The sequence below is a fragment of the Pseudomonas sp. G166 genome, assembly GCF_037027455.2.
In the GTDB taxonomy this organism is placed as follows: domain Bacteria; phylum Pseudomonadota; class Gammaproteobacteria; order Pseudomonadales; family Pseudomonadaceae; genus Aquipseudomonas.
Window position 1 is genome coordinate 4880761 of sequence record NZ_CP146985.1, and the last position, 24910, is coordinate 4905670.

Sequence of the window (24910 nt, forward strand, 5' to 3'; positions counted from 1 at the left end):
TGAATAAAAATTTCAGTGCACAGGTGTACATTCATTTCCCGTGTGCTGTGACTTTCACTACAACGCAATAGTCTATGAGTAGGCTGTCGATTCGAGGCATGAACGCCTCGATCGGCCGGGAAGATTTGCCCCACCCTGCCGCATGGGACTATTGAGGAGCTCGCATGACCAAACAAAACGCCTTTACTCGGGAAGACCTGCTGCGCTGCAGTCGCGGTGAGCTGTTCGGCCCTGGTAACGCGCAACTGCCCGCCCCGAACATGCTGATGGTGGATCGCATCACCCATATCAGCGACGAGGGTGGCAAGTACGGCAAAGGTGAATTGGTCGCCGAGCTGGACATCACTCCGGACCTGTGGTTTTTCGCCTGCCATTTCGAAGGTGATCCGGTGATGCCGGGCTGCCTGGGCCTGGATGCCATGTGGCAACTGGTCGGTTTCTTCCTCGGCTGGCAAGGCCTGCCAGGCCGCGGCCGCGCCCTGGGTTCGGGCGAAGTGAAGTTCTTTGGTCAGGTCCTGCCGACCGCCAAGAAAATCACCTATAACATTCATATCAAACGCGTCCTCAAGGGCAAGCTGAACATGGCCATTGCCGATGGTTCGGTTGCCGTGGACGGTCGCGAGATCTACACCGCCGAAGGCCTCCGGGTCGGCGTTTTCACCTCCACTGACAACTTCTAAGGGTTATCCGCATGCGCCGCGTCGTTATCACTGGTCTGGGCATCGTTTCGTGCCTGGGCAATGACAAAGAGACCGTCTCCGCTAACCTGCGTGCAAGTCGCCCTGGCATCCGGTTCAATCCGGAATATGCCGAAATGGGTCTGCGTAGCCAGGTTTCCGGCTCCATTGACCTTCCCCTCGAAGAGCTGATCGATCGCAAGATCTACCGTTTCGTTGGCCATGCGGCGGCCTACGCCTACCTGGCCATGAAGGACGCCATCGCGGACTCCGGCCTGACCGAAGAGCAGGTATCCAACCCGCGCACCGGCCTGATCGCCGGTTCCGGTGGCGCCTCCACCCTGAACCAGATGGAAGCGTTGGACATCCTGCGCGAAAAGGGCGTCAAGCGTGTCGGCCCGTACCGCGTCACGCGGACCATGAGCAGCACCGTTTCCGCCTGCCTGGCCACGCCGTTCAAGATCAAGGGCCTGAACTACTCCATCGCGTCTGCCTGCGCCACCAGCGCTCACTGCATCGGCAACGCCATGGAACAGATCCAGATGGGCAAGCAGGACGTCGTGTTCGCCGGCGGCGGTGAAGAAGAACATTGGAGCCAATCGTTCCTGTTCGACGCCATGGGCGCCCTGTCCAGCCAGTACAACGACACGCCGGAAAAAGCCTCCCGTGCCTACGACGCCAAGCGTGACGGTTTCGTCATCGCCGGCGGTGGCGGCATGGTGGTGGTCGAGGAGCTGGAACACGCCCTGGCCCGCGGCGCGAAGATCTACGCGGAAATCGTCGGCTACGGCGCCACTTCCGACGGCTACGACATGGTTGCCCCAAGCGGCGAAGGTGCCATCCGCTGCATGCAGATGGCCATGTCCACCGTTGACACACCAATCGACTACCTCAACACCCACGGCACTTCGACCCCGGTTGGCGACGTCGCGGAAATGAAAGGTGTGCGCGAAGTGTTCGGTGACAAGGCGCCAGCCATCAGTTCCACCAAGAGCCTGTCCGGTCACTCCCTGGGCGCCGCCGGCGTTCACGAAGCGATCTATTGCATGCTGATGATGGAAGGCAATTTCATGGCCGGTTCGGCCAACATCGAAGAGCTGGACCCGGAAGTGGCCGACATGCCAATCCTGCTCAAGACTCGCGAAGACGCCACCATCAACACCGTGATGAGCAACAGCTTCGGCTTCGGTGGCACCAACGCTACCCTGGTACTGAAGCGCTGGCAGGGCAAGTAAGCCCCGCAATCAACGCCACACACAAAAACGCCCCGACTGGTTCGGGGCGTTTTTTTGCCTGCTCTGTACATCACGAAGTGCCTGTGGAGTTTCCCTTGTGGAGTTTCCCTCGCTCGCGATAGCTATCTGTCAGGCAACATTGATGTTGAATATCAGGTCTCTATCGCGAGCAAGCTCGCTCCCACAGTTGACTCCAATTCAGCGCACGACAAACCGCTGCTGCACCAACAACCGATCGCCCTGGAACACCATGAACCGCCACTCTCCCGGCACCACCTCATGGCTTTCGGTGAACTCGTAGGCCATGACATCCTGAGGCGCGCCGGGCACCAGTTTCTGGATGACTTCGAATTTATCGTGGCGCACACCATCGGGAGTACGGATGCCGGGGGTGAAGTACAACAGGGTCAACGGCTGGTCATCGGCGACCTTGCCCGCCAACTGATAGCGCATACCAAACTTGGTGCCCAGCTTCGCCGGCACGCTTTCGGTCTGGCGGATCTGCTCGTTACTACGCCGCAGGACCCGCTCCCCCGATTGCAGCTCGGCTTTTGGCCCTTCGAAAACACCGTACTCCACCGGGCCTTCGACACGGACTTCTGCCTGAGCCAGGCCACAGGCCAACAACAGCGCGACAAATGCGCTTGAACGGGTGAGGTGCATAGTGCGCTCCTTGATTGAGATGAGCGCGAGGGTATGACGCGGGGGTGACAGGCTGATGACATAGCAATGTCCAGGGTGCCCGTCGTTGCCCTTGTGGCGAGGGGATTTATCCCCTCGCCACAAAGTCCTTTTTATCTCGGGACAGCGCGGGGCAATACCGCCAGGAAATTATCCCGCGCCACCTTGCGCGCAACGTCTTCCGGCAAGGCATCCAGGAAGGGATCGAAGCCGTGCAATTCCTTTCCGAGCTGGTTGAATCGCCCAACCACATCCGAACCCACCATAAAGCGCTCCGGGAAGCGCTCCACCAGCTTTACCCATTCGTCCCGGGGCTTGCCCGCCTCGTCCAGCAAGTATGGCGTGAGCACGCTCCAGGACAGGTCTATGTACAGATTGGGGTAGGACTCGAGCATCCGGGTCAGGGTCGGCAAGAGAAAATCCAGCTGGGTCTGGTGACGATGGATTTCCATGCTCGTGCCAGCGTGGGCCCAGATAAAGCGCGTGTGTGGATGATTACGCAGGGGTCCTTCGATTTCGGCCAAGTACAGCGGATTTTTCTCACGCTTGGAGGTGATGTTGGAATGCAGCATCACCGGCAGGTCGTTCTCGGCCGCCAGATGATAGATCCGCGTCATCGCTTCGTTGTTGGCCCGCGGGGTGTCGCCCGAGGTCAGCGCCGTGAGGTCGTCATGGCGGGTGAACACTTCGCCGATGCCTTGCCACAACCCAGGGTACAGATCGAGCATGCGCTGGATATGCGCGGCGGAGTTCTTGTCGTTGGGATTGAAACCCGACAGGAAGGGATGGAAATACGGGCGCTGCTCGACAGTCAGCTTGCCCACCGCCGCCGCGACAATCACATCGGTGGCGCTGTACCAGTAGGCATCGGCATCGTCACCGGCGTAATAGCGTGGACGCTTGGGTTCGTCCTCATGCCATTTCTTGGCCACCGGAACGCCGGAAATCATCACATGCTCGATGCGATTGTCCATCATCGCCTTGAGCAGCTTGGGCATGCCGGCGGTTTCCTGAAAGAAATCGACGTAATGCAGGTGCGCATCGCTGTAGGTGTATTCGCGGGCCATGGCGCCGCTGCTGAAAACGGCCAGCAGCCAGGCAACGATCAGGCGGGTCAGGGGCACGGGCAGTCTCCAAAGGCCATAAGCAGCGTAGACCCCGCCCGTCCAGCCTGGGTTCAAGCGGCATGTGCCGCGGCTGGCGACGACGGGTTATGCTTTGCCCATTCGCCGTTCATCCTGGAAGACACCATGACCACGCCCCTGACCGTTCGCCCCCGCGCCGAAGACGTCGAAGGCCAGCCGATTCTTCGCCCGCTGCCGTCCGCCAAGTGCCGCAACGTCGGACCTTTCGTGTTTTTCGACCACATGCTGAAAACGGCCTACCCGGCCGGTAAAGGCATGAATATCCGGCAGCATCCCCACATCGGCCTGTCCACCCTCACCTACCTGTTCGAGGGCAAACTCCAGCACAAGGACAGCCTCGGCTCTGACCAGGTGGTGGAAGCTGGTGATGTCAGCTGGATGACCGCCGGCAGCGCCATTGCCCATGTCGAGCGTACGCCCGAATCACTGCTGGGCAATGATTTCGTCATGCACGGGTTGCAAGTCTGGCTGGCCTCGCCCAAAGCCCATGAACAGGGTCCAGGGCACTACAGCCATCATCCGGCAGACAGCCTGCCAGTCAGCGATAACCTGGGGGTAGGCATCCGCATGATCGCCGGGTCAGGCTTTTGCCTGGAATCGCCGGTGCCAGTACTGTCGCCTACGCTTTATGCCGAATTGAACCTGCAAACCGCGACGACGTTGCTGATTCCCACCGAACATGAAGAACGGGCGCTGTATGTACTGAGCGGTGAGCCGCGGCTTGAAGGTGAACCGGTGGAACCTCATTCGCTAGTGGTACTGCCGGTTGGCGAAGAGATGACGCTGTTTGCCGACAGTGACTGCCATGCCGTGCTGTTCGGCGGTGCGCCGTTGGATGGGCCGCGCCGGATCAACTGGAACTTCGTCTCCAGCGACCCGGCCCGGATCGATGAAGCCCGTCGGCGTTGGGCAGCCGGGGATTGGCCGACCGTGCCGGGGGAAAGTGAGCGGATCGAGTTACCCTGAGTTCAGGGTTGCCTGGCAGGCCGCCATCGCGAGCAAGCTCGCTCCCACACTGGATCGTTGCCGTTCGCAAATGCTGCGAACACCTCGGTCAAATGTGGGGGCGAGCTTGCTCGCGATGACTTCATGCCAGACGACAAGAAACCAGATCCAGACTCAGCCCTTGAACACCTCATCCAACAAGTTATGCATCGACCTGAACGCCCGCCCGGCGACCTTGGCGTTGTACATCATCTTGCCTGGTACATTGGCCTGCGGGTCGGTGAACGAATGCACCGCGCCGCCGTAGCTCAGCAGTTGCCAATCCACCCCGGCAGCGTTCATTTCGTCTTCGAAGGCCGGCAGTTGCTCTTTGGGCACCAACGGATCGGAGGCGCCGTGCATCACCAACACTGAACCCTTGATGTTCCGGGCATCCGCCGGGTTCGGTGTGTCCAGGGTGCCATGAAACGAGATCGCAGCTTTGAGCGGTGCGCCGGTACGGGCCAACTCCAGGGCACAGCAGCCACCGAAGCAGAAACCGAACGTGGCGAGGTTCGACGCATCGACCTGCGCATCGACCTGATCCTGCAACTGCTCGAGCGCCGCCTGCATGCGTTTGCGCAACAGCGCCCGGTCGTTCTTGAGCGGCATCATCGCGGCCCCGGCCTCATCGGCATTGCTCGGGCGCACAGCCTGGCCGTACAGGTCGGCAATCAACACGACATAACCGTTGGCCGCCACTGACTTGGCGATCTCCTCGGCCCCCGCCCCTACGCCCATCCAATTGGGCGCCATCAGCAAACCTGGACGCGAACCCTGCTGGCTAATATCAAAGGCCAGGCGGCCTTCATAGGTTTGACCTTCGATCTGATAGACCAGCGAACGAACCGTAACCTGACTCATGACGGACTCCTCTTGAACCGAACACCAGAAATGAAAAAACCCGCCGAAGCGGGTTTTTCCTGCACTTGATTAAGCTGACAGTTCAACCAACAGCTTGTTCAGGCGGCGAACATACGCCGCCGGGTCTTTCAGGCTGTCGCCGGCCGCCAGGGCCGCCTGGTCGAACAGGATGTGCGACAGGTCGCCGAAACGCTCTTCGCTCTGCTCGTTGTCGAGTTTTTCCACCAGCGGGTGAGCCGGGTTGAATTCGAAGATCGGCTTGGAGTCCGGGACCTTCTGGCCACTGGCTTCGAGGATCTGGCGCATCTGCAGGCCGAGGTCCTGCTCACCGATGGCCAGGATCGCCGGGGAATCGGTCAGGCGGTGCGAAACACGCACTTCGCTGACGGCATCGCCCAGGGCCGTCTTGATCCGCTCGACCAGGCCTTCCTTGCTCTTGGCGACTTCTTCAGCGGCCTTCTTGTCTTCTTCCGAATCCAGGTTGCCGAGGTCCAGGTCACCACGGGCCACGTCGACAAAGCTCTTGCCGTCGAACTCGTTGAGGTAGCTCATCAGCCACTCGTCGATGCGGTCGGTCAGCAGCAGCACTTCGATGCCTTTCTTGCGGAAGACTTCCAGGTGCGGGCTGTTCTTGACCTGTGCATAAGTTTCACCGGTCAGGTAGTAGATCTTGTCCTGACCTTCCTTGGCTCGGGCCAGATAATCGGCCAGGCCCACGACTTGTTCGCCATCGTCACCCTGGGTCGAGGCAAAGCGCAGCAGGCCGGCGATCTTCTCTTTGTTGGCAAAGTCCTCGGCCGGACCTTCCTTCATCACCTGGCCGAAATTCTTCCAGAAGCTCTTGTACTGTTCGGGCTCGTTCTTCGCCAGTTTTTCCAGCATGTCCAATACACGCTTGGTCAGCGCCGACTTCATGGAGTCGATGATCGGGTCTTTCTGCAGGATTTCCCGCGAAACGTTCAGGGACAGGTCGTTGGAATCGACCACACCCTTGATGAAGCGCAGGTACAGAGGCAGGAACGATTCGGCCTGGTCCATCACGAACACACGCTGCACGTACAGCTTCAAGCCGCGTGGTGCTTCGCGCTGGTACAGGTCGAACGGTGCACGGGCCGGCACGTACAACAGCGAGTTGTATTCCAGCTTGCCTTCGACCTTGTTATGGCTCCAGCTCAGCGGGTTCTCGTAGTCGTGGGCGATGTGCTTGTAGAACTCCTGGTATTCCTCGTCCTTCACCTCTGTGCGTGGACGGGTCCACAAGGCACTGGCGCGGTTGACAGTTTCCCATTCCACTTCCGGCTTTTCTTCGCCTTCGGCAGCGGTGACTTCCTTCGGCAGCTCGATCGGCAGCGCGATATGGTCGGAGTACTTCTTGATGATGTTGCGCAGGCGCCAGCCATCGGCGAACTCGTCTTCGCCGGACTTGAGGTGCAGCACGATGCGGGTACCGCGATCAGCCTTGTCGACGGTGGCGACTTCAAACTCGCCCTCGCCCTTGGACGACCAATGCACGCCTTCGCTCGCGGCGAGGCCGGCACGGCGGCTGAACACTTCGACCTGATCGGCAACGATGAACGCGGAATAGAAACCAACGCCGAACTGACCGATCAGGTGGGAATCTTTCTTCTGGTCGCCGGAGAGGTTTTTCATGAAGTCGGCGGTGCCAGATTTGGCGATGGTGCCCAGGTGCGTGATCACTTCTTCGCGGCTCATGCCGATGCCGTTGTCTTCGAGGGTGACGGTTTTCGCGTCCTTGTCGAAGCTCACACGGATTTTCAGCTCAGCGCCGCCTTCCAGCAGTTCAGGCTTGGACAGGGCTTCGAAACGTAATTTGTCGACAGCGTCAGAGGCGTTCGAAATCAGCTCGCGAAGGAAAATTTCCTTATTTGAATACAGCGAGTGAATCATCAGGTGCAGCAGTTGCTTCACCTCGGTCTGGAAGCCCAGGGTTTCCTTTTGAGTTTCCACGCTCATGGTCATCAAACTCCAAGTGGATGGTGGTGTCCGCCTCGCTGAGATTGGCGGCGGGATGTCCTCAAGGTGGGGGCAACGGTGATGATTTCAAGAGCGATCGGTTTTTGCCGGCTCCTGGATTTTGAAATGCGCCCGGGCGGTGGCAATGGGTTCCGCTTCGGCGTCCTGCCAAGCGGTGATCGCGACATTGGCCACCCGTCGGCCCTGACGCCAGACCTGGCACTTGGCATAGGTGTCGCGAAACTGCCCGGCGCGCAGGTAATCCAGGGAGAAGTCGATGATTTTTGGCACGCCCGGTGCGCCCGTGGTAACCAGTAGATAAACGGCAGCCGACAGTTCCATGAAACCGGCAATAACCCCGCCATGGATCGCCGGCAGTAAAGGGTTACCAATGTTGTCTTTGTTGGCCGGCAGGCGAAACAGCAGCCCGTCGCCCTGGCGCGAGCATTCCACGCCAATGAGTTGCGCATAGGGGATCGAGGCCAGCAGCAGCGTGTAGTCGCCCTGCTCACAGGCCTGGCGCAGTTGTTCCGGGGTGACATCGCTCATGGCTTGTCCACCACAGCCGTCGGGCCGCCCGTTCTGATGCCCCTGGCGTGCTGGCCCAGGCGCATGAAGGTGCCCACGACATGGGCGATGGGTTGCTCGGGGTCGTCCTGATAGGCGAAACCACGGCTGAAGATCACGTCCGGGGTGACTCGGTAGCATTGGGCGAAGCCGTAGACATCCTTGTGGGGCTCGGCGGCGTGCATGTAGTCGATGCGCAGGTCCAGGGTCGGACAGACCTCGAACTGCGGCAGCACACACAGGGTCGACATGCCGCATGCGGTGTCCATCAGCGAAGTCAACGCGCCACCATGGATGATGCCTGAGAGCGGGTTTCCGACGATCCGGGGGCTGTAGGGCAGGATCACAGTCAGCCCATCGCGACTGGCGCTGTGCAGTTTCAAGCCCAGTACCTGGCAATGCCTGAGTGCGGATAAAAAGCGTGTCGCACGCTCAAAAACGGGATCTTCGGCCATTCGGTTAACGCTCCAGTGAGTGACAAGACCTGACAACAGGCGCGATCCACAAAGTTCCATCGCAGTGCAAAGTTATATATCTGTTACGTAACAGGAACTTAATCCGAGGGCCGGCGTTCAAAAGGCCAGTAGTTATTTCCATAAGGAGAAACACCCCATGCGTAAGACTTTTGCTATTGCCTTGATGTTGGCCGCCTCCCTCGGTCTCGCTGCCTGCGATAAAAAATCCGAGGACAAAGCTCAAGATGCCAACCAACACGCTGAGCAAGCTCAGCAAGACATGAACAAAGCACAGGATAAAGTGAACGACGCGGCGAAAGAAAACGCCGAAGCCGCCAAAGCTCAGGCTGAATCGAACGAAGCCGCTGCGAAGGAACAAGCACCTGCTACCGCGCCTAAAACCAACTAATACGGTTTTAGTGACAAAAGGAAACCCGCCTGGTGCGGGTTTTCTTTTGCCTGGGATTTAGCTGATCGATCAGGCGGCCTCTTTACCGACTTCAGGCGCTGGCGCTTCTGTCGGGGTATAGACCATGACGTCGAGAACGTCGGAGTGAAACTCGCGCTGATACAACACAAACACCACACCAGCACTCATCAGCATGAATAACCAGGGGCTGACGAACCACGCCAACATGGTCATGCCGAAATAATAAGAACGCAGGCCGAAGTTGAACTGGTTGGCCGCCATGGAAATCACCCGCGCCGCCCTGAGTGCAAAGGCCTTGCGCTCCTGCTCCGAGACATGACGCTCGCCGATCATCGGCGCCGAACCGATCAGGACCGCCGCGAAGTTGTATTGACGCATACACCAACTGAAGGTGAAAAACGCGTAGACAAACACCAACGCCAGGCACAGCAACTTGACCTCCGCCATCCCCTGGGAAGCCTGCTGCACCATCGGCAGGTCCGCGAGCAACGACACCGCCCGATCGGACGCCCCGAGTACCGTCAGGATACCGGCCAGGATAATCAGCGTACTGGAGGCGAAAAATGACGCGTTGCGCTCCAGGTTACCGATCACGCTGGCATCGGCGATGCGGTTCTCGCGCAGCAACATGCGGCGCATCCAATCTTCGCGATACAGGTGCATCACGCTGGCCAGGCAGGCGGTGTCGCGAGCTTTCCAGGTGGCATAACGGGTGTAGCCGCCCCAGCAGATGATGAACCAGGCGGCGGCAAGCAGATGAATCAAGTTGGCTTGGATGAATGACATTCGATTTCCTGTGACGAAACAAACTCTGCGGCAATAATATCAGCGAACCCTGTGGGAGCGAGCCTGCTCGCGATAGCGATATAACTTTCACTTCTATGCCGACAGTTCTGACGCTATCGCGAGCAGGCTCACTCCCACAGTCCACGGAAAAAGACACTGCCCCCATAAAAAAATGCCCCGTATCGATTGATACGGGGCATTTCGGTTGTAACCGGTGGACCTGCCTGTAGCGGCTTAAGCCAAGGCTTCGCTGCGCTTGCCCAACAGTCGATCACACACCACAGCCAGCGCCAGGGTCATCACCGAAGGCACCAGCCAGGCCAGGCCTTGCTCGCTCAGCGGCAGATGGGCCAGTTGCGTCGGCATCCAGTCCGCCAAGCCGGCGCCCTTGAGCGCATCGATCAGGCCAAACAGGAACGACACCAGCATCACCGGACCGACAATGCGCCCCTGCTCGTGCCAGAAGTCCTTGCAGAAGCTCAAGGCCACCAGAGCGATGCACGGCGGGTAGATCGCGGTCAGGACCGGGATCGAGAAAGCGATCAGCTTGGTCAGGCCCAGGTTGGACACCAGCAGCGAAAACGCTGCAAGGATCACCACCAGGGTCTTGTAGGACAGCGGCAGCACGCGGCTGAAGTATTCGGCGCAGGCGCAAGTCAGGCCGACCGCGGTCACCAGGCACGCCAGGGAAATCAGCACAGCGAGGAAACCGCTGCCCAGACTGCCGAACGTGTGTTGCACGTAGGCGTGCAGCACAGCGGCGCCGTTGGTCGCGCCCGCCGCCACTTCATGGCTGCCCGAGCCGAGGCGAAACAGGCTGACGTAGACCAGCGCCAAGCCCACTCCGGCAATCAGCCCAGCGATGATGGCGTAACGAGTGATCAAGGCGGGCGACTCGACGCCTCGGGAACGGATCGCGTTGACGATGACGATGCCAAACACCAAGGCGCCCAGGGTATCCATGGTCAGGTAACCATTGATGAAACCTTGGGAGAACGGTGCCGCCACGTATTCAGGGGTGGCCACGCCGATGTCGCCGGCGGGCAAGGCAAACGCAGCGATGCCCAGCACGGCCAGGGCGATGATCTTCAGCGGCGCCAGGAAGCGCCCGACGGTGTCCAGCAGACGGCCCGGATAGAGCGAGATGAAGAACACCAGCAGGAAATACACCGCACTGTAGAGCAACAGCGCCAGCGGGCTTTCGCCGGTCAACGGCGCCAGGCCGACTTCAAACGAAACGGTGGCGGTACGCGGCGTAGCGAACAACGGGCCGACAGCCAGGTAGCACACCGCTGCCAGCACGCCGCCGGCGACCTTGCCGATGGGACTGCTCAAGGCATCCATCGCACCACCGACCTTGGCCAACGCAACGACCGTGATGACCGGCAGGCCGACCGCCGTGATCAGAAAGCCCAGCGCCGCCATCCAGACATGAGGCCCGGACTGCAAACCGACGATAGGCGGGAAGATGATGTTGCCAGCCCCGACGAACAGGGCAAATGTCATGAAACCAAGTGCCAGGATGTCCTGGCCTTTCAACACTTTCATTAAGGAAACCACACTACTGAATCGGAATTTAGAGAGGGATTTCCCCGAGGGTAGAGGGAAATGCTGCCGATCCGTATAGGACCGACCCGTTTAGCGCGTCGCTTCCTTGTGGGCAGCGGCCGCAAAATGGCTGCTAGCCTAACGAATTTAGCGATAAAACGCACTGTAAAGGGGCAAACTATCCGATGCACGACGTCCCCGTGTCGCGTTTTTGCATGTAAATGGTTGGCAACTGTCATTCCGTCATCGCGAGCAAGCTCGCTCCCACAATGAAATGCGCTCGACTGTGGGAGCGAGCTTGCTCGCGATGAGGCCCTCCCCGGTACCAGAAACGACAAAGGCCACCCGAAGGTGGCCTTTGTTGCTGGAACAAAAAAGTCAGCCGAAGCTTACTTCTTCATTTCCCAGCCAGTCAGCTCGGCCAGGGCCTTGCCGATGTCTGCCAGCGAACGCACGGTTTTCACGCCCGCGTCTTGCAGTGCAGCGAATTTCTCGTCTGCAGTGCCTTTGCCGCCAGAGATGATTGCGCCAGCATGGCCCATGCGCTTGCCCGGAGGAGCAGTCACACCTGCGATGTAGGAAACAACCGGCTTGGTCACATTGGCCTTGATGTAGGCAGCGGCTTCTTCTTCAGCGGAACCGCCGATCTCACCGATCATCACGATCGCTTCGGTCTTCGGGTCTTCCTGGAACAGTTTCAGGATGTCGATGAAGTTCGAACCTGGGATCGGGTCACCGCCGATGCCGACGCAAGTGGACTGACCGAAACCGGCGTCAGTGGTCTGCTTAACGGCTTCGTAAGTCAGGGTGCCGGAACGGGAAACGATACCGACCTTGCCTGGCAAGTGAATGTGACCTGGCATGATGCCGATCTTGCATTCGCCTGGAGTGATCACGCCTGGGCAGTTAGGGCCGATCAGGGTGATACCCAGCTCGTCGCACTTGACCTTGGCTTCCAGCATGTCGATGGTCGGGATGCCTTCGGTGATGCAGACGATCAGCTTGATGCCGCCGAACGCTGCTTCAAGGATGGAATCCTTGCAGAAAGGAGCTGGAACGTAGATCACGCTGGCGGTGGCGCCAGTGGCAGCTACAGCGTCTTTCACAGTGTTGAAGACAGGCAGGCCCAGGTGCTCGGTGCCGCCTTTGCCAGGAGTTACGCCGCCAACCATCTTGGTGCCGTATTCGATGGCTTGCTGGGTGTGGAAACTACCTTGCGAACCGGTAATACCCTGGCAGATAACCTTGGTGTCTTTATTGATCAGGACGCTCATTATTTGCCCTCCGCAGCTTTAACGACTTGTTGAGCAGCGTCGGTCAGGCTGGTAGCAGCGATGATGTTCAAACCGCTTTCTGCCAGTACTTTAGCGCCCAGCTCAGCGTTGTTGCCTTCAAGGCGAACAACAACCGGGATTTTCACGCCGACTTCTTTCACGGCGCCGATGATGCCTTCGGCAATCATGTCGCAACGAACGATGCCGCCGAAGATGTTGACCAGTACTGCGGCGACGTTAGTGTCGGACAGGATGATCTTGAACGCTTCGGTAACGCGTTCCTTGGTAGCACCGCCGCCCACGTCGAGGAAGTTGGCTGGCTTGCCGCCATGCAGGTTGACGATGTCCATGGTACCCATGGCCAGGCCAGCACCGTTGACCATGCAGCCGATGTTGCCTTCCAGGGCTACGTAGTTCAGTTCGAACTTGGCAGCGTGCGCTTCGCGCGGATCGTCCTGCGACGGATCGTGGAAAGTCTTCAGCTTAGGCTGACGGTACATGGCGTTGGCGTCGATGTTGATCTTGGCATCGAGGCAATGCAGATCGCCGTCGGCCTTGATCACCAGCGGGTTCACTTCCAGCAGGGCCAGGTCGTGGTCCTGGAACAGCTTGGCCAGACCTACGAAGATCTTGGCGAACTGAGTGACCTGCTTGCCTTCCAGACCCAGCTGGAATGCCAGCTCGCGGCCCTGGAATGGCTGTGCGCCAACCAGTGGATCGATGGTGGCCTTGAGGATTTTCTCAGGGGTGTCGTGAGCGATTTTCTCGATGTCCACGCCACCTTCGGTGGAAGCCATGAACACGATGCGGCGGCTCGAACGGTCAACGACCGCGCCCAGGTACAGCTCTTTAGCGATATCAGTGCACGATTCAACCAGGATCTTGGTGACTGGCTGACCGTTGGCGTCAGTCTGGTAAGTCACCAGACGCTTGCCCAGCCACTGCTGTGCGAAGGCTTTGGCGTCTTCTTTGCTGCGAACCAGCTTGACGCCGCCCGCTTTACCGCGACCACCGGCGTGAACCTGGGCTTTGACGACCCATTCGCTGCCGCCGATTTTGTCGCAAGCTTCTGCTGCCGCTTCCGGGGTGTCTACCGCGTAACCGGTGGATACTGGCAGGCCGTATTCAGCGAACAGCTGCTTACCCTGATACTCGTGAAGATTCATGCTTATTACCGTCTTCGTTAGGTACTGCGCATTCGGTGCTGCACCGTTCTGGTGCCGCACCACCTGTGACTGCTGCTTGCGTAGCTTTCCAGTTAACCGGTGCAGCTACGCAAGGCTGCGTCCAGCGGATATTCCGCGGTGAGTCTTGCTCGCAAGGCTCACGACGGGCCATACCGCCGTGGTTTCTTATTGTCTATTAACGCTTCTTGCGGTTGGCCACGTGGATGGCGCCGCCATTTACGGCCAGGGCCGCTTCGTGCAAGGCTTCGGACAGGGTCGGATGGGAGAAGACCATCATGCCCAGATCTTCAGCGCTGGTGCCGAATTCCATACCGATCGCGCCTTGCTGTACCAGCTCGGCAGCGCTTGGGCCAATGACGTGAACGCCCAATACGCGGTCCGTCTTGGCATCGGCGATCACTTTCACGAAACCACCGGTATCGTTGGCTGCCATGGCACGGCCACTGGCGGCGAACGGGAAGGTGCCGACGTTAACTTCAACGCCTTCGGCTTTCAAGGCCTGCTCGGTTTTACCGACCCATGCGATTTCCGGGTGGGTGTAGATAACCGATGGGATCAGGTCGTAGTTCATCTGGGCTTTGTGGCCCTTGATGCGCTCGACAACCATGATGCCTTCTTCGGACGCCTTGTGCGCCAGCATCATGCCGCGTACCACGTCACCGATGGCGAAGACGCCCGGGACGGCGGTAGCGCACTGATCATCGACGTGGATGAAACCACGTTCGTCGATCACGACGCCGCTGTCGGCAGCCAGCAGGTCGGTGGTCACCGGACGACGGCCGACCGCAACGATCAGCTTGTCGAAGGTGATGGTCTGTTCGCCGTTGGCGTCGGTGTAGTTCACCAGGACTTCTTCACCATTGACCTTGGAACCGGTCACGCGAGCGCCCAACTTGATGTCCAGGCCTTGCTTGGTCAGGGTCTTCAGCGCTTCCTTGGAAACCGCGGTGTCGGCGGCCATCAGGAAGGTGTCCAGGGCTTCAAGGACAGTCACTTGCGCGCCCAGGCGCGACCAGACCGAACCCAGCTCCAGGCCGATCACACCCGCGCCGATCACGCCCAGGCGTTTTGGCACGGATTGGAATTCCAGGGCGCCGGTGGAGTCGACGATCACTTTCTGATCGACTGGAGCCGGTGGAATGTCGATCGGACGCGAGCCTGGTGCCAGGATCACGTTCTCGGCTTCGATCACTTCAACCGAACCGTCTGGCTTGGTGACTTCGACTTTCTTGCCGGCCAGCAGCTTGCCGTGGCCCTGGATCGAGGTCACGCCGTTGGCCTTGAACAGGGTGGCAACACCGCTGGTCAGGTTCTTGACGATGCCAGCCTTGCGGCCAACCATCGCAGCGACGTCCATCTTCACTTCGCCGGTGGAGATACCGTGGACGTTGAAGCTTTCTTTCGCTTCCTTGTACTTCCAGGAGCTGTCCAGCAGCGCCTTGGATGGAATGCAACCGACGTTCAGGCAAGTACCGCCCAGGGCCAGTTTGCCCTCGCCATCGGTGTATTTCTCGATGCAGGCAGTGGTAAGGCCAAGTTGCGCGGCCTTGATGGCTGCTACATAGCCGCCAGGGCCCGCACCAATCACTACCACGTCGAATTTCTGAGTCATGAGTCATTCCTTTTCGAATCAAACCGGACGGCCACTTGTGGCGACCGTCGTGGGGACGAAACCGGTTGTTTCAGCAAGAGGCCGGTCGACAGACCGGCCCTCACGGCGAAATCAGATGTCCAGCAGCAGACGCGCAGGATCTTCAAGCAGGTTCTTGATGGTAACCAGGAACGTCACGGCTTCTTTACCGTCGATCAGGCGGTGATCGTAGGACAGTGCCAGGTACATCATTGGACGGATAACGACTTGACCGTTGATCGCCATAGGACGCTGCAGGATGTTGTGCATGCCCAGGATTGCCGCTTGCGGCGGGTTGACGATCGGGGTCGACATCATCGAACCGAATGTACCACCGTTGGTGATGGTGAACGTACCGCCGGTCATCTCTTCGATGGACAGCTTGCCGTCACGGGCCTTCTTGCCGAAGGTGGCGATGCCGCCTTCGATTTCGGCCAGGCTCATCAGTTCGGCGTTACGCAGTACCGGAACCACCAGGCCACGGTCGCTGGAGACCGCAACACCGATGTCGGCATAGCCGTGGTAAACGATGTCGGAACCGTCGATCGACGCATTGACGGCCGGGAAGCGTTTCAGCGCTTCGGTGGCAGCCTTGACGAAGAACGACATGAAGCCCAGGCGTACGCCGTTGTGGGACTTCTCGAACAGGTCCTTGTACTTCGAACGCAGGGCCATGACTTCGGTCATGTCGACTTCGTTGAAGGTGGTCAACATCGCCATGTTCGACTGGGCTTCGACCAGACGCTCGGCAACCTTGGCGCGCAGGCGGGTCATCGGAACGCGTTTTTCCACGCGGTCACCGGCAGCGAACACCGGAGCAGCGGCGGCAGGCGCGGCTGGCTTGGCCGGGGCAGCGGCTGGAGCGGCTTTCTTGGCGGCAACGGCTGCAACCACGTCTTCCTTGGTCACACGACCACCCTTGCCGGTGCCGGCAACGGAAGCGATGTTGATGCCGTTCTCTTCGGCGATCTTGCGCGCAGCAGGTGCCGCGACTGGATCGTCTTCACCATCGGCAGCTGGAGCAGCTGCTTGAGCGGCAGCCGGTGCAGCAGCGGCGGCTGGAGCGGCGGCAGCAGCGCCGCCCTCTTCGATCGAACCCAGGACCTGGTTCGACAGAACGGTAGCGCCCTCCTCGGCAACGATTGCGCCCAGCACGCCGTCTGCTTCGGCCAATACTTCCAGTACGACCTTGTCGGTCTCGATGTCGACGATCAGGTCGTCACGCTTGACGGCCTCGCCTGGTTTCTTGTGCCAGGTGGCAACGGTGCCATCGGCAACCGATTCCGGGAATGACGGGGCTTTGATTTCGATAGCCATTATCTGTGGGTCCTTAAAATTCGGTTTCAGTCAGCGCGAAGGCGTTAAACAGTGAAGGCATCTTGCAGCAGTTTTTCCTGCTGTTCGGCGTGCATCGACGCATAACCACACGCAGGTGCAGCGGAAGCATCACGGCCGGCATATTCCAGGCCCAGGGCCTTGTTATGGTTGCCAATGCTGCGACGCAGGTGATGCTGGCTGCTGTACCACGCGCCTTGGTTCATCGGTTCTTCCTGACACCACACCACGTGGGTGAGGTTGGTGTAAGGCGCGATGGCCTCCATCAGGTCTTCTTCCGGGAACGGGTAAAGCTGCTCGATACGCACGATGGCGATGTCTTCGCGGCCTTCGGCACGACGTTTTTCCAGCAGGTCGTAGTAGACCTTGCCGCTGCACAGGATCAGGCGAGTCACCTTCGCCGCGTCCAGGGTGTCGATTTCCGAAATGACGGTCTGGAAGGAGCCTTCGGCCAGATCCTCGAGCGTGGAGATCGCCAGTTTGTGACGCAGCAGCGACTTCGGTGTCAGCACGATCAACGGCTTGCGCAGCGGACGGATGACCTGACGACGCAGCAGGTGGTAGATCTGTGCCGGGGTGGTCGGTACGCAGACCTGGACGTTGTGCTCGGCACACAGTTGCAGGTAACGCTCCAGACGTGCCGAAGAGTGCTCCGGCCCCTGCCCTTCATAACCATGTGGCAACAGCATGGTCAGACCGCAGAGACGGCCCCACTTGTGCTCGCCGCTGGTGATGAACTGGTCGACAACCACCTGGGCACCGTTGGCGAAGTCGCCGAACTGGGCTTCCCAGATCACCAGCGCATTCGGCTCGGTGGTGGAATAGCCATATTCGAACGCCAGGACGGCTTCCTCGGACAGCAGCGAATCGTACAGGTCGAAACGTGGCTGGCCTTTGTACAGGTGCTGCAGCGGGATGTAGGTGCTGGCGTCTTTCTGGTTGTGCAGCGCCGCGTGGCGGTGCGAGAAAGTACCGCGGCCTACGTCCTGGCCGGTAATGCGAATCGGGTGACCTTCGAACGCCAGGGTCGCGTACGCCATGGTTTCGGCGTAACCCCAGTTGATCGGCAGGCCGCCGGCTTGCATCTTCTGCCGGTCTTCGTAGATTTTCGCGACCTGGCGCTGGACCACGAAGCCTTCCGGAATCTCCAGCAGCTTGGCGGACAGTTCCTGCAAGGTCTTGAGGTCGAAACGGGTGTCGTGACGCGCAGTCCAGGCGTGGCCCAGGTACGGACGCCAGTCCACGAACAGCTCTTTGTTCGGCTCTTTGACCAGGCTTTTTACAACATGCAGGCCGTTGTCCAGGGCATTGCGATATTCATCGACTTTTTCCTGGACGCGCTCTGCATCCAGCACGCCGCCTTGGGTCAGGCGCTCGGCATACAGCTCACGGGTAGTGCGCTGCTTGGCGATCTGCTGGTACATCAAAGGCTGGGTGCCGCTAGGCTCGTCGGCCTCGTTGTGGCCGCGACGACGGTAGCAGACCAGGTCGATCACCACGTCACGCTTGTACTGCATGCGGTAATCAATGGCCAACTGGGTCACGAACAGCACGGCTTCCGGGTCATCGCCATTCACATGGAGAATCGGCGCCTGGATCATTTTCGCGACGTCGGTTGCGTACTCGGTGGAACGCGAGTCCAGCGGGTTGCTGATGGTGAAACCGACCTGGTTGTTGATCACGATGTGCACGGTGCCGCCGGTCTTGAAACCGCGGGTCTGCGACATCTGGAAGGTTTCCATGACCACGCCTTGACCGGCGAATGCCGCGTCACCGTGGATGGAAATCGGCAGGACTTTTTCACCGGTCGGGTCGTTGCGACGATCCTGACGGGCACGGACCGAACCCTCGACCACTGGGGAAACGATTTCCAGGTGGGATGGGTTGAAGGCCATGGCCAGGTGCACTTCGCCACCTGTGGTCATCACGTTGGACGAGAAACCCTGGTGATATTTCACGTCACCGGAGCCCAGCTCGACCTTCTTCTTGCCTTCGAACTCGTCGAACAGCTCGCGCGGGTTCTTGCCGAAGGTGTTGACCAGCACGTTCAGGCGACCACGGTGGGCCATGCCGATGACAACTTCCTTGGTGCCGTAGGAACCGGAACGCTGGATCAGCTCATCGAGCATCGGAATCAGGCTTTCGCCGCCTTCCAGGCCGAAACGCTTGGTGCCCGGGTATTTGGTACCCAGGTATTTCTCCAGGCCTTCACCGGCGGTAACGCGCTCGAGCAAGTGGCTCTTGATGTCGGCGGAGTACGTCGGACGGCCACGAACGCTTTCCAGACGCTGCTGGAACCACTGGCGCTGCTCGGAATCGGTGATGTGCGTGAATTCAGCGCCGATGGTGCGGCAATATGTCTGCTGCAACGCTTCGTGAATTTCGCGTAGGCTCGCTTCCTCTTTGCCGATGAACAGGTCGCCGGCACGGAAGGTCGTATCAAGATCGGCATTGGTCAAGCCGTAGTGAGTGATCGACAGGTCTGCAGGTGCAGGACGCTGCCACAGCCCCAGCGGGTCAAGCTGGGCTGCCTGGTGGCCACGCATCCGGTAGGCCTGGATCAGTCGCAGCACTTCAACTTGCTTCTTCTCGTGCTCGCTGCTCACGCTGCCGGCAGACACCGGTTGAGCGCGGCGCTGGTTCTTTGCCAGCAACACGAAATGATCGCGAATCGTCGAGTGCGAAACATCAGTGGCAGAGTTACCGTCAGCCGGCAACTTCTGAAAGTAGGTGCGCCATTCTTCTGGCACAGCGTTAGGGTCGTGCAGGTAGAGCTCGTAGAGCTCTTCCACATAGGCAGCGTTACCACCGGAGAGGTGGGCACTGTTCCACATGCGCTGCATCACGCTTTCTTGCATGCTTGGTCACCCTCGATTAGGGGAACACCACCGGCGAAAACACCGAGCAAACTTGCAGAAGTCCGAGTGCAGCGACTAAAACAAGCCACTTAGGATCACGCTGATAGTCCGGGTACCAGCCCGGATGCCCCTGCTTGTCTCATTTCTTCAAAATAAGAACTGCCGCTTTGTGAGCGGCTGTTCTGGTTATAGCCCTGACGCGGGTTGAAGCCCGCGCCCTGGCCTTTACGGGTACAACGGTCCTACGGGTACAGCAGCTGAATCAAACGCCGCTTTGCAGCAGCATGTTACGAATGTGACCGATGGCCTTAGTCGGGTTCAGGCCTTTTGGACAAACGTTGACGCAGTTCATGATCCCGCGGCAGCGAAACACGCTGAACGGGTCATCCAGCGAAGCCAGACGCTCGGACGTCTTGGTGTCACGGCTGTCTGCCAGGAAGCGATAAGCTTGCAGCAGGGCGGCCGGGCCCAGGAATTTGTCCGGGTTCCACCAGAACGATGGGCACGAGGTCGAGCAGCAGGCGCACAGGATGCACTCGTACAGACCATCGAGCTTCTCACGCTCTTCTGGAGTCTGCAGACGCTCGATGGCCGGAGCCGGCGTGTCGTTCTGCAGGAATGGCTTCACCTTCTCGTATTGCTTGTAGAAGATGCTCATATCGACGACCAGGTCACGAATAACCGGCAAACCTGGCAGCGGACGAACGATCAGCTTGTTGCCCTTGACCACGGCAGACAGTGGCGTGATGCAGGCCAGGCCGTTCTTGCCGTTGATGTTCATGCCGTCGGAGCCGCAAACGCCCTCGCGGCAAGAACGACGATAGGAGAAACCCTCGTCCTGCTCTTTGATCAGGGCCAGCACGTCCAGCACCATCAGGTCTTTACCACCGGTATCGACCTGGAAATCCTGCATGAACGGCGCAGCGTCCTGATCAGGGTTGTAGCGATAAACACTGACTTGCAACATAGCGGTCACCCTTAATAAGTCCGGACTTTTGGTTCGAAAGTCGGAACAGTCTTCGGCGAGAAGTTCACGGCACGCTTGGCGACGCGTTTCTCACCCGGGAAGTACAAGGTGTGGCACAGCCAGTTTTCGTCGTCACGGTCCTCGAAGTCTTCGCGGGCGTGAGCGCCACGGGACTCTTTACGCACTTCTGCGGCGATGGCTGTGGCTTCGGCCACTTCCAGCAGGTTCTGCAATTCCAGCGCTTCGATACGGGCAGTGTTGAACGCCTGCGACTTATCGTTGATCTTCACGTTGGCGATTCGTTCACGCAATTGCGCCAGCTGGGCGATACCTTTCTGCATGTATTCGCCGGTACGGAACACACCGAAGTAGTTCTGCATGCAGTTTTGCAACTCGCGACGCAGGGTCGCCACGTCTTCGCCTTCGGTACGCTCGTTCAGAGCGGACAGACGCGCCAGGGCAGCTTCGATGTTGGCGTCGGTGGCATCGTCATATTCGATACCGTCGGACAGCGCTTTTTCCAGGTGCAGGCCGGCAGCACGACCGAAGACCACCAGGTCGAGCAGCGAGTTGCCGCCCAGGCGGTTGGCACCGTGGACCGATACGCAAGCCACTTCACCCACTGCGAACAGGCCAGGGATGATTTCGTCCACGCCTTCGGCGTTCTGGGTGATCGCCTGGCCGTGAATGTTGGTGGCAACGCCGCCCATCATATAGTGGCAGGTTGGAACGACCGGAACCGGCGCGACAACTGGGTCGACGTGAGCGAAGGTCTTCGACAGCTCGCAGATGCCTGGCAGGCGGCTGTGCAGCACTTCCTCACCCAGGTGGTCGAGCTTGAGCATCACGTGGTCGCCATTCGGACCGCAACCGTTGCCAGCGATGATTTCTTTCACCATCGAACGGGCAACCACGTCACGACCGGCAAGGTCCTTGGCGTTCGGAGCATAACGCTCCATGAAACGCTCGCCGTGCTTGTTGATCAGGTAACCACCTTCACCACGGCAACCTTCGGTCACCAGTACACCGGCGCCGGCGATGCCGGTCGGGTGGAACTGCCACATTTCGATGTCTTGGACTGGCACGCCAGCACGCAGGGCCATACCGACACCGTCACCGGTGTTGATCAGGGCGTTGGTGGTGGAGGCGTAGATACGGCCAGCACCGCCGGTCGCCAGTACGGTAGCCTTGGCGCGGATGTAGGTGGTCTCGCCGGTTTCGATGCAGATCGCGATCACACCGACGAAGGCGCCGTCCTGGTTCTTCACCAGGTCAACGGCGTAGTACTCGTTCAGGAACGTGGTACCGGCTTTCAGGTTGCCCTGGTAAAGGGTGTGCAGCAGCGCGTGACCGGTACGGTCGGACGCCGCGCAAGTACGCGCAGCCTGGCCGCCCTTGCCGTAGTCCTTGGACTGGCCACCGAACGGACGCTGGTAGATACGACCTTGCTCGGTACGCGAGAATGGCATACCCATGTGGTCCAGCTCGAACACCGCAGCCGGGCCTTCCTGACACATGTATTCGATAGCGTCCTGGTCACCGATGTAGTCGGAACCCTTGACGGTATCGTACATGTGCCAGCGCCAGTCATCGTTCGGGTCGGCCGAAGCGATGGCGCAGGTGATGCCGCCCTGGGCGGACACAGTGTGCGAACGGGTCGGGAAAACCTTGGTGATCACGGCAGTCTTGTGACCGCCCTGCGCCAGCTGCAGCGCTGCGCGCATGCCGGCACCGCCACCACCAATGATGATGGCGTCGAAAGAAATCGTTGGAATGTTAGCCATGGATCAGATACCCCAGAGAATCTGCACACCCCAGACGAAGTAAGCGAACATCGCAACGCCGCATACTGCCTGGAAGAGGAAACGTACGGCAGTCGCCGACTTGCCAAACGCCATCGGCGTCAGGTAGTCGGTCGCGATGGTCCACATGCCGACCCAGGCGTGAGCGCCCAGTGCGACAAGTGCCAGCAGACTGAAGATACGCATCCAGTTGTTTGCGAACAGTTCATGCCATTGGGCATAGCCCAGGCCCGGGTTTGCTACGACATATCCGATCAGGAAAATGAAGTAAGCCGCGAGAACGACCGCAGACACACGCTGCGCCATCCAGTCATAGAGGCCCGAACGCGAAAGGTTCGTGACGTTGGTTACCATATCCAGACTCCTGCCAGAACGATCAACACCGCAGACACGGCGATAATGATTTTTGAGCCCAGCTTGCCGCCTTCCAGCGTCTCACCGATGCCCATGTCCATGATCAAGTGGCGCACACCGGCGACCAAGTGATACAGCAAGGCGGACAGGATGCCCCAAATCACTAGCTTGGCTAGCGGACTGGTCAGACACGCTTTCACCTGACCGAAGCCTTCTTCCGAGTCGAGCGACTTGTCCAATGCATAAAGCATGATGGCCAGGCTGACGAAGAGAATGACACCGGAAATTCGGTGAAGAATGGACGTGTAAGCAGTGACTGGGAGTTTGATGGTCCTTAGGTCTAGGTTTACAGGTCGTTGGCTTTTCACGGCTTTTTTTCACACTGAAGAGCCCCTAACAATCAGGGCAAAGTTGTTGGGGCGCGCACTGGTCAGGTACTCACCACCCAGGGAGTGACGACCCCCAAGAAAGCAGGCCCAAAAGCCCCTGGCGGTCGGTGGCCGAGTATAGACAGTTAGGCTACTAATGACAACGCGTTCACCTTCCCCTAATAGCGCATTGCACATATCCGGCAAAAGGCGTAAACGGCAGGTAATTTCGCGGAAAAAGTCCGGTTAAAGCCTTCTGGAGCAAGACTTTAGGCAAATTGACATTCGGATTTATCTCACTATAGTGGTGCGGGCCCTGCGTGGGGGGTCTGTCTGATGATTTCAAGCATTAATAGGAGGCCACATGGCTGACAAAAAAGCGCAGTTGATCATCGAGGGCGCAGCCCCCGTCGAGCTGCCCATTTTAACCGGCACCGTTGGTCCCGATGTAATCGACGTACGGGGCCTGACGGCCACGGGCCGTTTCACCTTTGACCCAGGTTTCATGTCGACCGCTTCGTGCGAGTCGAAAATCACCTATATCGACGGCGACAACGGCATCCTGCTGCACCGCGGCTACCCGATCGAGCAACTGGCTGAAAAATCGGACTACCTGGAAACCTGCTACCTGCTGCTCAACGGCGAGCTGCCAACCGCAGAGCAAAAGGCCCAGTTCGTCAGCACCGTGAAGAACCACACCATGGTTCACGAGCAGTTGAAGACCTTCTTCAACGGTTTCCGTCGCGATGCTCACCCGATGGCCGTCATGTGCGGCGTTGTCGGCGCCCTCTCGGCCTTCTACCACGACTCCCTGGACATCAATAACCCCCAGCATCGCGAAATCTCCGCGATCCGCCTGGTGGCGAAGATGCCAACCCTGGCAGCCATGGTCTACAAGTACTCCATGGGCCAGCCCATGATGTACCCGCGCAACGACCTGACCTATGCAGAAAACTTCCTGCATATGATGTTCAACACCCCGTGCGAGATCAAACCGATCAGCCCGGTGCTCGCCAAGGCCATGGACCGGATCTTCATCCTCCATGCCGACCACGAGCAGAACGCCTCCACGTCCACCGTGCGCCTGGCCGGCTCCTCGGGTGCCAACCCGTTCGCCTGCATCGCCGCCGGTATCGCTGCACTCTGGGGCCCGGCCCACGGCGGTGCCAACGAAGCGGTACTGACCATGCTCGATGAAATCGGCGATGTCTCGAACATCGACAAGTTCATCGCCAAGGCCAAGGACAAGAACGATCCGTTCAAGCTGATGGGCTTCGGCCACCGGGTCTACAAGAACCGCGACCCGCGCGCCACCGTCATGAAGCAGACTTGCGACGAAGTGCTCAAGGAACTGGGGATCAAGAACGATCCGCAACTCGAACTGGCCATGCGCCTGGAAGAGATCGCCCTGACCGACCCGTACTTCATCGAGCGCTCGCTGTACCCGAACGTCGACTTCTACTCGGGGATCATCCTCAAGGCGATCGGCATTCCAACCAGCATGTTCACCGTGATCTTCGCCCTGGCGCGGACCGTGGGCTGGATCTCCCACTGGAAAGAAATGCTCTCCAGCCCGTACAAGATCGGCCGTCCGCGCCAGCTGTACACCGGCTACGAGTCGCGTGACATCACCAAGCTGGAAGACCGCAAGTAAGGCCTGCCTTGCAGTAACGTCTTAAGCTGCACCGAAACAGCCCCTGCTTCTTATATAAGAGCAGGGGCTGTTTTGTTTGTGCCTCTTTTCATCTGATCCAGAAGCGGCATTGACAGGCCCGACGCCATCGCGAGC

22 protein-coding genes are annotated in these 24910 nt (G+C 59.3%); 5 read left to right on the forward strand and 17 right to left on the reverse strand.

Annotation, left to right across the window (positions count from 1 at the left end; genetic code table 11):
* Positions 1 to 164: 164 nt before the first annotated feature.
* Together fabA and fabB are read left to right on the forward strand one after the other, a co-directional pair.
* The gene (gene fabA / locus SGN16_RS21425) at positions 165 to 680 is read left to right on the forward strand and encodes a 3-hydroxyacyl-[acyl-carrier-protein] dehydratase FabA (RefSeq protein WP_030138344.1); all 516 of its coding nucleotides are present in this window, start codon (positions 165 to 167) and stop codon (positions 678 to 680) included.
* An 11-nt stretch (positions 681 to 691) separates the two neighbouring features.
* The gene (fabB, locus tag SGN16_RS21430) at positions 692 to 1912 is read left to right on the forward strand and encodes a beta-ketoacyl-ACP synthase I (protein WP_210639882.1); all 1221 of its coding nucleotides are present in this window, start codon (positions 692 to 694) and stop codon (positions 1910 to 1912) included.
* A gap of 198 nt (positions 1913 to 2110) precedes the next feature.
* On the opposite strand, the gene SGN16_RS21435 is transcribed toward fabB, so the two are convergent.
* Both SGN16_RS21435 and SGN16_RS21440 read right to left on the reverse strand, forming a co-directional pair.
* Positions 2111 to 2575 (reverse strand): DUF3859 domain-containing protein, encoded by a 465-nt coding sequence (locus SGN16_RS21435; protein WP_210639883.1) that lies wholly within the window; start codon positions 2573 to 2575, stop codon positions 2111 to 2113.
* 131 nt (positions 2576 to 2706) lie between these two features.
* Positions 2707 to 3723 (reverse strand): amidohydrolase family protein, encoded by a 1017-nt coding sequence (locus tag SGN16_RS21440; RefSeq protein WP_335945331.1) that lies wholly within the window; start codon positions 3721 to 3723, stop codon positions 2707 to 2709.
* Between the two features lie 120 nt (positions 3724 to 3843).
* Between SGN16_RS21440 and SGN16_RS21445 the strand changes: the two genes are divergently transcribed.
* Positions 3844 to 4704 (forward strand): pirin family protein, encoded by an 861-nt coding sequence (locus SGN16_RS21445; RefSeq protein ID WP_335945281.1) that lies wholly within the window; start codon positions 3844 to 3846, stop codon positions 4702 to 4704.
* A 153-nt stretch (positions 4705 to 4857) separates the two neighbouring features.
* On the opposite strand, the gene SGN16_RS21450 is transcribed toward SGN16_RS21445, so the two are convergent.
* The 4 genes from SGN16_RS21450 to SGN16_RS21465 all read right to left on the reverse strand — a co-directional run bounded on the left by SGN16_RS21450 (position 4858) and on the right by SGN16_RS21465 (position 8582).
* Positions 4858 to 5586, reverse strand: a complete 729-nt coding sequence (locus SGN16_RS21450) for a dienelactone hydrolase family protein (protein ID WP_210639885.1) — start codon at positions 5584 to 5586, stop codon at positions 4858 to 4860.
* A gap of 69 nt (positions 5587 to 5655) precedes the next feature.
* Positions 5656 to 7560 carry a molecular chaperone HtpG gene (gene htpG, locus SGN16_RS21455; RefSeq protein ID WP_092348827.1) on the reverse strand — a complete coding sequence of 635 codons (1905 nt, stop codon included), beginning with the start codon at positions 7558 to 7560 and terminating at the stop codon, positions 5656 to 5658.
* A gap of 87 nt (positions 7561 to 7647) precedes the next feature.
* Complete coding sequence (locus SGN16_RS21460; protein ID WP_210639886.1) at positions 7648 to 8109, reverse strand: PaaI family thioesterase; 462 nt, start codon at positions 8107 to 8109, stop codon at positions 7648 to 7650.
* A complete protein-coding gene (locus SGN16_RS21465; RefSeq protein WP_335945282.1) occupies positions 8106 to 8582 on the reverse strand; it encodes a PaaI family thioesterase in 477 nt (158 codons plus the stop codon). Before SGN16_RS21465 ends, SGN16_RS21460 begins: the two co-directional genes overlap by 4 nt.
* A gap of 157 nt (positions 8583 to 8739) precedes the next feature.
* Between SGN16_RS21465 and SGN16_RS21470 the strand changes: the two genes are divergently transcribed.
* Entirely contained in the window at positions 8740 to 8991 is a 252-nt protein-coding gene (locus SGN16_RS21470; protein WP_210639888.1) for a hypothetical protein, read from the forward strand.
* Between the two features lie 69 nt (positions 8992 to 9060).
* Here SGN16_RS21470 and SGN16_RS21475 read toward each other — a convergent pair whose 3' ends face one another.
* The 11 genes from SGN16_RS21475 to sdhC form a co-directional block, all read right to left on the reverse strand.
* Positions 9061 to 9798, reverse strand: coding sequence for a DUF599 family protein (locus tag SGN16_RS21475; RefSeq protein ID WP_256453559.1), 738 nt, complete (start codon positions 9796 to 9798; stop codon positions 9061 to 9063).
* A gap of 234 nt (positions 9799 to 10032) precedes the next feature.
* Positions 10033 to 11346 carry a branched-chain amino acid transport system II carrier protein gene (brnQ, locus tag SGN16_RS21480; protein ID WP_335945283.1) on the reverse strand — a complete coding sequence of 438 codons (1314 nt, stop codon included), beginning with the start codon at positions 11344 to 11346 and terminating at the stop codon, positions 10033 to 10035.
* Positions 11347 to 11735: 389 nt separating this feature from the next.
* Entirely contained in the window at positions 11736 to 12620 is an 885-nt protein-coding gene (sucD, locus tag SGN16_RS21485; protein WP_003179236.1) for a succinate--CoA ligase subunit alpha, read from the reverse strand.
* Positions 12620 to 13786, reverse strand: a complete 1167-nt coding sequence (gene sucC / locus SGN16_RS21490) for an ADP-forming succinate--CoA ligase subunit beta (RefSeq protein ID WP_003179235.1) — start codon at positions 13784 to 13786, stop codon at positions 12620 to 12622. The genes sucD and sucC overlap by 1 nt, the downstream gene beginning before the upstream one ends.
* A 196-nt stretch (positions 13787 to 13982) precedes the next feature.
* A complete protein-coding gene (lpdA, locus tag SGN16_RS21495) occupies positions 13983 to 15419 on the reverse strand; it encodes a dihydrolipoyl dehydrogenase (protein WP_210639891.1) in 1437 nt (478 codons plus the stop codon).
* A 111-nt stretch (positions 15420 to 15530) separates the two neighbouring features.
* Entirely contained in the window at positions 15531 to 16754 is a 1224-nt protein-coding gene (odhB, locus tag SGN16_RS21500) for a 2-oxoglutarate dehydrogenase complex dihydrolipoyllysine-residue succinyltransferase (protein WP_092201798.1), read from the reverse strand.
* Positions 16755 to 16798: 44 nt separating this feature from the next.
* Complete coding sequence (locus SGN16_RS21505; protein ID WP_122565957.1) at positions 16799 to 19630, reverse strand: 2-oxoglutarate dehydrogenase E1 component; 2832 nt, start codon at positions 19628 to 19630, stop codon at positions 16799 to 16801.
* A gap of 262 nt (positions 19631 to 19892) precedes the next feature.
* Positions 19893 to 20597 carry a succinate dehydrogenase iron-sulfur subunit gene (locus SGN16_RS21510; protein WP_003204434.1) on the reverse strand — a complete coding sequence of 235 codons (705 nt, stop codon included), beginning with the start codon at positions 20595 to 20597 and terminating at the stop codon, positions 19893 to 19895.
* 11 nt (positions 20598 to 20608) lie between these two features.
* The gene (gene sdhA / locus SGN16_RS21515; RefSeq protein WP_063324841.1) at positions 20609 to 22381 is read right to left on the reverse strand and encodes a succinate dehydrogenase flavoprotein subunit; all 1773 of its coding nucleotides are present in this window, start codon (positions 22379 to 22381) and stop codon (positions 20609 to 20611) included.
* A gap of 3 nt (positions 22382 to 22384) precedes the next feature.
* Positions 22385 to 22753: a succinate dehydrogenase, hydrophobic membrane anchor protein gene (gene sdhD / locus SGN16_RS21520; protein WP_003204438.1), complete on the reverse strand. Its 369-nt coding sequence runs from the start codon at positions 22751 to 22753 to the stop codon at positions 22385 to 22387.
* Positions 22747 to 23121 carry a succinate dehydrogenase, cytochrome b556 subunit gene (sdhC, locus tag SGN16_RS21525; protein WP_003179220.1) on the reverse strand — a complete coding sequence of 125 codons (375 nt, stop codon included), beginning with the start codon at positions 23119 to 23121 and terminating at the stop codon, positions 22747 to 22749. Before sdhC ends, sdhD begins: the two co-directional genes overlap by 7 nt.
* 364 nt (positions 23122 to 23485) lie before the next feature.
* Here sdhC and gltA point away from each other — a divergent pair, with 364 nt between their 5' ends.
* Complete coding sequence (gene gltA / locus SGN16_RS21530) at positions 23486 to 24775, forward strand: citrate synthase (RefSeq protein ID WP_003172803.1); 1290 nt, start codon at positions 23486 to 23488, stop codon at positions 24773 to 24775.
* Positions 24776 to 24910: the final 135 nt, after the last annotated feature.